Source organism: Roseateles sp. P5_E11, from assembly GCF_054049355.1.
The window spans coordinates 1-2,096 of sequence record NZ_JBFUMO010000801.1 but is presented as its reverse complement, the minus strand read 5'-3'; the positions used below and the strand labels follow the sequence as shown (position 1 = coordinate 2,096).

The following is a 2,096-nucleotide window of genomic DNA, read 5'->3' as shown; positions in this document are numbered from 1 at the left end:
GGCCCCAGCCTGCCTTCAGCGTCGTGGCACCCATCACATAGACCGCGCCCAGCGTCGTCACCTTGGCCTTGGAGCCGGCGACGGATTCGCTGACGTTGTACATGCCCATCAACGACAGCATGCCGAAGGCGGCACGCACGCCGACCGAGGTCTCGGTGGCGCCGGCGCTGTTCTTGCCGCTGCCCAGCATCATGCGCAGCTTGCCGTCGTTGTAGAGCAGCGTGGCGGCGCGCGTCTTCGCCACAGCGCCTGCGGGCGACTCGGGAGAGGCGCTGACGTGCAGCGAGACGTTGGCGAACTTCGGCGAGTCGTAGAAGACCGCGTTGGCCACGCGGCCCGAGCCGCCGCCGGCCGGGTCGGCGGAGTAGTTCCAATGCCACAGGTCCCAGGCGGGCGACACGATGCGGTCGTAGTTGCTCCAGGCGTCGAAGGCCCAGTCCTGCGCCTGGATGGCGTCGAGCGCGCGGCCCAGGCGCAAAGCGCCGAATCCGCCCTTGATGCCGACGGTCGACTCGCCGTGCCAGAACGGCCTGCCCGTGCCGGCCTCCGACGCGCCGGTGTCCGCGTCGAAACGGTGGCGCAGGCGGAAGGTCGCGGCCAGGCCGTCGCCGAGATCCTCGTTGCCCGCGAACTCCAGGTGGCTGCGCTGGATGGTGCCGACGTTCGTGCGGCCGGCTGTGTCGCGGAACACGCCCGCGTCGATACTGCCGCTGACCGTGACGTTGGATTGCGCGTTGGCGACGCTGCCGCACAAGGCGGCGCCAGTGACGACGAGAAGGCGGATACGGGTGAAAGCTGTCATGGATTCCCTCTTGTAGGTTGCTTGTCGGCGACGACGAGGGGCTGCAACTTCGATCCGGAAGCCGCACCGCTCGGTGCCAGGGCATTCCAGCACCGGGGGCTTCGCGCGGCGTCGCGTTGTGGCCGCCCGCGGCGGCACGAACTGCGGTTGTGGAAGGCGCGGGCAGCGCGATCTGCGCCGATGCCGAAACCGCGCGGCGCGCAGGCGATTGCTGCGGTTGAGAGGGGCGTTGCCGGCAGCGTCTGCGGCATCATCACGACGCGGCGGCGCGGGTTCAGGTGGCCTGTGTCAGCGGCGTGAAGTGGGGGCGGCCCAATGCGCAGCAGGCCCGCATGGTGCGGGCCTGCTCAGGTCGGCGCGCGAGCTCAGCGCGTTTCGTGGAACAGCTTCTCGATCGGGCAATGCGTCTTCACGAACGGCGACTTGATGACGATGTAGCTGAAGTACTTCTCGATGCCGATGTTGCGTTCGAGCAGGCCTTCGATGACCTGCTGGTAGTGGTTCACGCCGCGTGTCATGAAGCGCAGCAGGTAGTCGTAGCCGCCGCTGACGAGGTGGCACTCGAGGATCTCGTCGACCTCGCGGATCGCGGTCTCGAAGCGGATGAAGTCTTCGCGGTGGTGGTCGGTCAGCGTGACTTCGGTGAACACCGTCAGCGTGTCGCCCAGCTTCTCCAGCCGCAGATGGGCGCCGTAGCCGCTGATGTAGCCGGCCTGCTCCAGGCGCTTGACGCGGATGAGGCAGGGGCTCGGTGACAGCCCGACCGCATCGGCGAGATCGACGTTGGTGATGCGGCCGTTCTTCTGCAACTGGGCCAGGATGCGCAGGTCCAACCGGTCGAGTTTGAGAGCTTCTGCCATGGTGGGTGCCCAAAGGTTGGCGAATGGCGCGATTGTGTGGCGCCGGCGTTCAGCCGCCGGCCATCGCCGTGCGCACGTTGGGTGCTTCCAACGCATCGTCCAGCACGCGGCGCAGGCGCGTGAACAACTCGTCGAGCTCGACCTCGGTGATCGTCAGCGCCGGCGCGAAGCCGAGCACGTGGTCGCCGAAGCTGCGGAACACGAGGCCGCGCTGGTAGCCGAGGGCGAACAGTCGGTCGGCCAGGCCCAATGCCGGGTCGAAGCCGCGCCGGCTGGCCTTGTCGCTCACCAATTCCAGCGCGCCGAGCAGGCCGCGGTAGCGCACGTCGCCCACCAGCGGGTGCGAGCGCAAGGCCTCCAGCCCGGCGGCAAAGCGCGCGGCAACGCGCTGGGCGTTGGCGAGGATGCCGCCCTCTTCGTACAAGCGGATCACT

3 protein-coding genes are annotated in these 2,096 nt (G+C 68.4%); all 3 read right to left on the bottom strand.

What is annotated here, in order from left to right:
* Window positions 1-802, bottom strand: an 802-nt coding sequence (locus ACXJKR_RS30790; protein ID WP_457326082.1) for a porin, incomplete at its 3' end; no start/stop codon positions are given.
* A gap of 365 nt (window positions 803-1,167) precedes the next feature.
* On the bottom strand, window positions 1,168-1,662 hold the full coding sequence (locus tag ACXJKR_RS30785) for an Lrp/AsnC family transcriptional regulator (RefSeq protein ID WP_457326081.1): 495 nt from the start codon (window positions 1,660-1,662) through the stop codon (window positions 1,168-1,170).
* A 49-nt stretch (window positions 1,663-1,711) separates the two neighbouring features.
* Window positions 1,712-2,096: aminotransferase class III-fold pyridoxal phosphate-dependent enzyme (locus tag ACXJKR_RS30780; protein WP_457326080.1), on the bottom strand; the 385-nt coding region annotated here is incomplete at its 5' end.

Excerpts from the sequence above, each read along its gene's own strand:
- ACXJKR_RS30785 (WP_457326081.1), bottom strand. The coding sequence starts at position 1,662 with ATGGCAGAAGCTCTCAAACTCGACCGGTTGGACCTGCGCATCCTGGCC.